This window comes from Vibrio sp. S12_S33 (genome assembly GCF_963889785.1).
Lineage (GTDB): Bacteria > Pseudomonadota > Gammaproteobacteria > Enterobacterales > Vibrionaceae > Vibrio > Vibrio aestuarianus.
Window position 1 is genome coordinate 1 of record NZ_CAWPQZ010000082.1, and the last position, 6075, is coordinate 6075.

At 42.0% G+C, this 6075-nt stretch carries 4 protein-coding genes; all 4 read right to left on the reverse strand.

The window, feature by feature from the left end; genetic code table 11:
- Positions 1-595: 595 nt before the first annotated feature.
- Positions 596-949: a DUF6404 family protein gene (locus AACW06_RS18645; protein ID WP_192076218.1), complete on the reverse strand. Its 354-nt coding sequence runs from the start codon at positions 947-949 to the stop codon at positions 596-598.
- Positions 950-2225: 1276 nt separating this feature from the next.
- Positions 2226-2528: a type II toxin-antitoxin system RelE/ParE family toxin gene (locus tag AACW06_RS18650; RefSeq protein ID WP_064626847.1), complete on the reverse strand. Its 303-nt coding sequence runs from the start codon at positions 2526-2528 to the stop codon at positions 2226-2228.
- Entirely contained in the window at positions 2516-2773 is a 258-nt protein-coding gene (locus tag AACW06_RS18655; RefSeq protein ID WP_045569027.1) for a type II toxin-antitoxin system Phd/YefM family antitoxin, read from the reverse strand. The genes AACW06_RS18650 and AACW06_RS18655 overlap by 13 nt, the downstream gene beginning before the upstream one ends.
- Positions 2774-3519: 746 nt before the next feature.
- Positions 3520-3933, reverse strand: a complete 414-nt coding sequence (locus AACW06_RS18660; RefSeq protein WP_192076219.1) for a GFA family protein — start codon at positions 3931-3933, stop codon at positions 3520-3522.
- Positions 3934-6075 lie beyond the last annotated feature (2142 nt).

The following is a 6075-nucleotide window of genomic DNA, read 5'->3' on the forward strand; positions in this document are numbered from 1 at the left end:
TCAAACACTTCCCGAAAAGTGCCACTGGCGAGATAGTTGAGAAGCTGAGATTTGTCCGGTGTGTAGCTAGAAAACCCAAAGCCTTTCCACCCTAAATTCACCGTTTTTCTTAACCCCAGCTAACGCCTTACTAAGTGGCGCTGCCACTGAATTTACCAAGCATACCAAATTCCAAGCCAAGAATGCCGAGCGTTTGAGCGTCCACTTAAGTAATTTGTTAGGGGCCGCCCCAACGATTGAACGCTGATTATTGGCAAAAGGTTTTGAAATTGAAACCGTTGCGTGCAATTTGTAGGACTTACTTATCGTGAAAACTTGCCCGTTGGCACGACCAAACAAAGCGCGAAAGGTAACACTTAAATGATGAGCTCCCGAATGCACATGTTGCTCAACCAGAAGACGATGTTCAAGACAACAACAGAAGCTACCCTCACCTCAAAACCTTTCAATGTAATAGGCCGCCTAACGCCGCATTAAGTGGTGAGCAACGCATACCACCGAACCTAAACTATTGTGCCGTAAACACTAAATTCAAAGCAAACTGAAAATGCCGAGCGTTGGGAATCCGTCTTAAATGCCTTGTTAGGTTTTGGGCTCAATCACCCAATGAACCCCAATCAGTTAGACTTAATTGCTTACGCCTAATGTAGTAGAAGGTTGCCATAACCAAGCCAAACAACGTGCCAGCAAGTAACGAGATAAAAACTGCTTCTAAAACTGGTTTATCTAGCTCGTTCCACACGAGAAACCATTGAAATATTCCCCATACAGGAGCGAAGAAAACCACACAAAGAACAACGTTTGCAAAATAGCTCTGGTAATAAGGTGGCGGAAAACACATTCCAAGTCTACGTAGCAACTTTACAATTGGTGGATTGTAGTTCGACTTCCAAACACCTTTGTCACTTAATTCTTTGTGAGCAAGTTGTAACTTCGTTTCATAATCCATGACCCAAAACCCTCAAATTCGATGTTTCCCGCGGAGAAACCTAACGCTAAGCTAAGTGGCTAACAAACTTACCACCTAACCCAATTTGAGCACCTTAATCACGCAACCAAACCGAACCGAAAATGCCGAGCGTTTGTTAGTCCGTCTTAAGCGTTTTGTTAGTTTGCTACCGCGATAAACCAAAGGTTTAGCGCCAAGGTGCTGAATTGACTACCAAACTACTGGCTTTGAACGCAGATGTAAAACTGAAAACGACAGAACTCAAAACCAACCAACAAAACGAGCTTGGCTAAGAAACGACATGCGCCAGACAACCACAGTTTGAAGGATTAGAGCTGACAAAGGATTCGTTCGATGAGCTTAACAGCCAAGTGCGACAAAACTTGTTGAGAGCAATTTAGTCACAACGAAAAAGAAGCCGCGCAAAAGAACGTAGCGAAAAAGTTAGAGCCCGTAAACGACTAGCCCACCACAAACACTGCACACATAGTGCCACCGGAAAGTTCGTGAGATTAGAAATCGAACAGGTGTATAGCTAGAACGAAGAACCAAGCTTTTAGACCCAAACGCTTTTCTACCCTTTGCAAACTAACGCTGCGTTAAGTGGTGAGCAACGCGACCACAATCCTAAACCATTGCGCCTTAAACACAAAACTCAACCTAGAGCCGAAACTCCCAAGCGTTGGGAATCCGTCTTAAACGCCTAGTTAGCTGCTGCACTTTCGCTAGAAAATTACGCCAAAGTGCCTAATTTGAAACACATTATTGCTTTCAAACGGCAAAGTAAAACAGACAGCTGTGAAATTAAAACCCAATCCACGAAATGCGCTTGGCAAAGAAGAAATGACAGAGAAAATCACCATTCCTGAGCCTGGTAATTTGCAAAGAATTCTATCGAAAAAACCAACGACAAAGCACACGAAATGCATTTAGGCATTCATGAATTTCAACACCAAAGAAGCCGCGCCAACGAACTTAACAAACACAACACTTCCCGTAAGCAGACTTTGTTAAGTTCAAACACTTCCCGAAAAGTGCCACTGGCGAGATAGTTGAGAAGCTGAGATTTGTCCGGTGTGTAGCTAGAAAACTAAAAGCCTTTCCACCCTAAATTCACCGTTTTTCTTAACCCCAGCTAACGCCCAATTAAGGGGTGAGCAACGCTACCACCCAACCTAAAGCATTGTACCGTAAACACTAAAATTGAAGTAGAAGCAAAAATGCCAAGCGTTGGGAATCCCTCTTAAATTGTTTGTTAGCCGCTCATTCCCAAAGATTATTGCTTACTCAACAAGAACTTACGCAAATCTCTCTCTGCACGCATAACAAACAAAATAAACACTTTGTCACCGTCTTGTTTATAGAAAACACGACATGGATTAACGACAACTTCACGATAACTTAAATGTTCTAGTTCGGGTGGTATACGACCTGACTCTGGGAAAGTTTGTAGGCGTTCGACTTTGGAGAAGATCGTTTGTACTAACTGCTTTGCAGCAACAATATTTTCAAGTGCGATGTATTCAGCAATATCGTTGAGGTCAGATAACGCTGGCTCAGTCCAGATTAGTTTAGCCATTTTGACATTTTGTCCTTGGCTTCATCATGACTTATAGCTTTACCGTCAGCTAGTGCGCGTTCACCTCGCGCAATACCCTCAAGAATAGCCAAACGATTTTGCATAAACTCATAATCATCAACATCAACTAGATACGCGGATGGCTTACCATGCTCGGTAATTAACACTGGTTCTTTGGTGTCGTGGAGATCGGCGAGGATCTTAGTTGCTTGACGTTTAAGTGATGTAACTAGTTCTACTTTCATGAGAGCGGCTCCAAAGGAATACTAAAGTGATACTATTCTATCACTTTGAGTATAGCAAGCTCCATGACGGCTAACGCCCAATTAAGTGGTGAACAACGCACTGGCCAAGCCGCTGCATAACACCGTAAAACACTTTACCTGACGCATAGTAAAACTGCCACGCGTTGAGAATCCACTTGAATTGCTTGTTATGTGAATTTTACCGTGAATTCAAAGTAAACCACCGTAGAAATGAAAAGATTTGAATAAGTTACGTACAAAAACGATGCTGACCAAACCCTAAATTTCACAGCGATCTTAGCCAAAGAAAGCCACTTGCAGAATCAACAACAAAGAAAGCGACCTTTCAGCGACCGCTAAATTTTTTGCTTCACCAGATTTTCAGGGCTGAACCTCAGCAAGTGAATCAGTCAAAAAAGCATTTTAATTTAAGCGATTTGAAACCGACGAAACACAACACAAACCAGATCCAAAACGCAATTGAGGCAACCCAAGAACCTTGAAAACCATCAATCTCAAGTTGTTTAATAATCCATTTCGACCAAGCCAACTTGCCGAAAACACAGAGCAAATTCTCAATGAAATCGTAGAGTTAACCCTAAAAACTCATCAAACACATAACGCCCAATTAAGGGGTGAACAACGCCTCCACCCAAACCTAAAGCATTGTGCCATAAACACTAAAACTGAAGTAGAAACAAAAGTGCCAAGCGTTGTGAATCCCTCTTAAATTGCTTGTTAGCTGTTTACCCTTCAGCTTCAAAATGAGCAAACACTTCAGCACCAGTCATATTCTGAGTTTCGTTTTTGAAATCATAGTATTCGGGCTTCTCATCAACAAATATTTGATGAGTAAACTGAAAATTGTCATCACCTTGAAGCAAGCCAACTGGCAGGTGATACTGATTTGCAGGCTTAAGGTAATAAAACAAATGTGTTCCACACTTATTGCAAAACCCTCTGTCTGCCCACTCTGAGGATGAGTATCTTGTGACACTTTCTTCACCTGCTATTTGTACTGAATCAGCACAATCGATGGCTAGCATTGGACCACCGCCCCAATTGCGACATATGCTACAGTGACATGCCGCCACCTCATTACTAGCATATTCAACTTCTAGTGCGACTGAGCCACATAAACATTTAGCATGACCTTTCATAAATCCTCCAATAATTTATAGGTAGACACTTTTTAACAGCTAACGCCCAATTAAGTGGTGAACAACGCACTGGCCAAGCCACTGCATTGCACCGTAAACACTTTACCTGAAGCATAGTAAAACTGCCACGCGTTGAGAATCCACTTGAATTGTTTGTTATGTGAATTTTACCGTGAATTCAAAGTAAGCCATCGTAGAAACGAAGAAATTTGAATAAGTTACGTAAAAAACCGATGCTTACCAAAACCTAAATTTCACAGCGATCTTAGCCAAAGAGAGCCACTTGCAGAATCAACAACAAAGAAAGCGTCCTTTCAGCCACAACCAAACCTTTTGCTTCATCAGACTTTCAGAGCTGAATGTCAGCAAACGAATCAGTCAAAAAGACATTTCAATTAAAGCGACTGGAAACCGCCGAAACTCAACACAAACCAGATCCAAAACCTAATTGAGGCAACCAAAGAACCTTGAAAACGATTAATCTCAGGTTGTCCAAGGATCCATTTCGACCAAGCCAACTTGCCGAAAAAACGGAACGAATTTTCAATGAAATCGTAGAGTTAACCCTAAAAACTCATCAAACACATAACGCCGCGTTAAGTGGTGAGCAACGCGACCACAATCCTAAACCATTGCGCCTTAAACACAAAACTCAAGATAGAGCCGAAACTCCCAAGCGTTGGGAATCCGTCTTAAACGCCTAGTTAGCTGCTGCACTTTCGCTAGCAAATTACGCCAAAGTGCCTAATTTGAAACACATTATTGCTTTCAAACGGCAAAGTAAAACAGACAGCTGTGAAATTAAAACCCAATCCACGAAATGCGCTTGGCAAAGAAGAAATGGCCGAATAAATCACCATTCCTGAGCTCGGTAATTTGCAAAGAATTCTATCAAAAAAGCCAACGACAGAGCACTCGAAATGAATTTAAGCATTCATGAATTTCAACAACAAAGAAGCTGCGCCAATGAACTTAACAAACACAACACTTCCCGTAAGCAGACTTCGTTAAGTTCAAACACTTCACGAAAAGTGCCACTGGCGAGATAGTTGAGAAACTGAGATTTGTCCGGTGTGTAGCTAGAAAACCCAAAGCCTTTCCACCCTAAATTCACCGTTTTTCTTAACCCCAGCTAACGCCGCGTTAAGTGGTGAGCAACGCGACCACAATCCTAAACCATTACGCCTTAAACACAAAAATCAACCTAGAACCGAAACTCCCAAGCGTTGGGAATCCGTCTTAAACGCCTAGTTAGCTGCTGCACTTTCGCTAGCAAATTACGCCAAAGTGCCTAGTTTGGAACACATTATTGCTTTCAAACGGCAAAGTAAAACGGACAGCTGTGAAATTAAAACCTAATCCACGAAATGCGCTTGGCAAAGAAGAAATGACCGAGGAAATCCCCATTCCTAAGCATGGTAATTTGCAAAGAATTCTATCGAAAAAGCCAACGACAGAGCACACGAAATGAATTTAGGCATTCATAAATTTCAACAACCAAGAAGCCACACCAACGAACTTAACAAACACAACACTTCCCGTAAGCAGACTTCGTTAAGTTCAAACACTTCCCGAAAAGTGCCACTGGCGAGATAGTTGAAAAACTAAGATTTGTCCGGTGTGTAGCTAGAAAACCGAAAGCCTTTCCACCCTTAATTCACAGCTTTTCTTAACCCCAGCTAACGCCCAATTAAGTGGTGAACAACGCACTGACCAAGCCGCCGCATTGCACCGTAAAACACTTTACCTAACGCATAGTAAAACTGCCACGCGTTGAGAATCCACTTGAATTGCTTGTTATGTGAATTTTACCGTGAATTCAAAGTAAACCACCGTAGAAATGAAGAGATTTTAATAAGTTACGTGCAAATACGATGTTTACCAAACCCTAAATTTCACAGCGATCTGAGCCAAAGAGAGCCACTTACAGAATCAACAACAAAGAAAGCGCCCTTTCAGCAACCGCTAAACCTTTTGCGTCACCAGATTTCCAGAGCTGTGTGTCAGCAAATAAATCAGTCAAAAGGACATTTCAATTAAAGCGATTTGAAACTGACGAAACTCAACACAAGCCAGATCCAAAACTTAATTGAGGCAACCCAAGAACCTTGAAAACGATCAATCTCAGGTTGTTCAAGAATC

Excerpts from the sequence above, each read along its gene's own strand:
- AACW06_RS18650 (WP_064626847.1), bottom strand. The coding sequence starts at position 2,528 with ATGGCTAAACTAATCTGGACTGAGCCAGCGTTATCTGACCTCAACGAT.
- AACW06_RS18645 (WP_192076218.1), bottom strand. The coding sequence starts at position 949 with ATGGATTATGAAACGAAGTTACAACTTGCTCACAAAGAATTAAGTGAC.
- AACW06_RS18655 (WP_045569027.1), bottom strand. The coding sequence starts at position 2,773 with ATGAAAGTAGAACTAGTTACATCACTTAAACGTCAAGCAACTAAGATC.
- AACW06_RS18660 (WP_192076219.1), bottom strand. The coding sequence starts at position 3,933 with ATGAAAGGTCATGCTAAATGTTTATGTGGCTCAGTCGCACTAGAAGTT.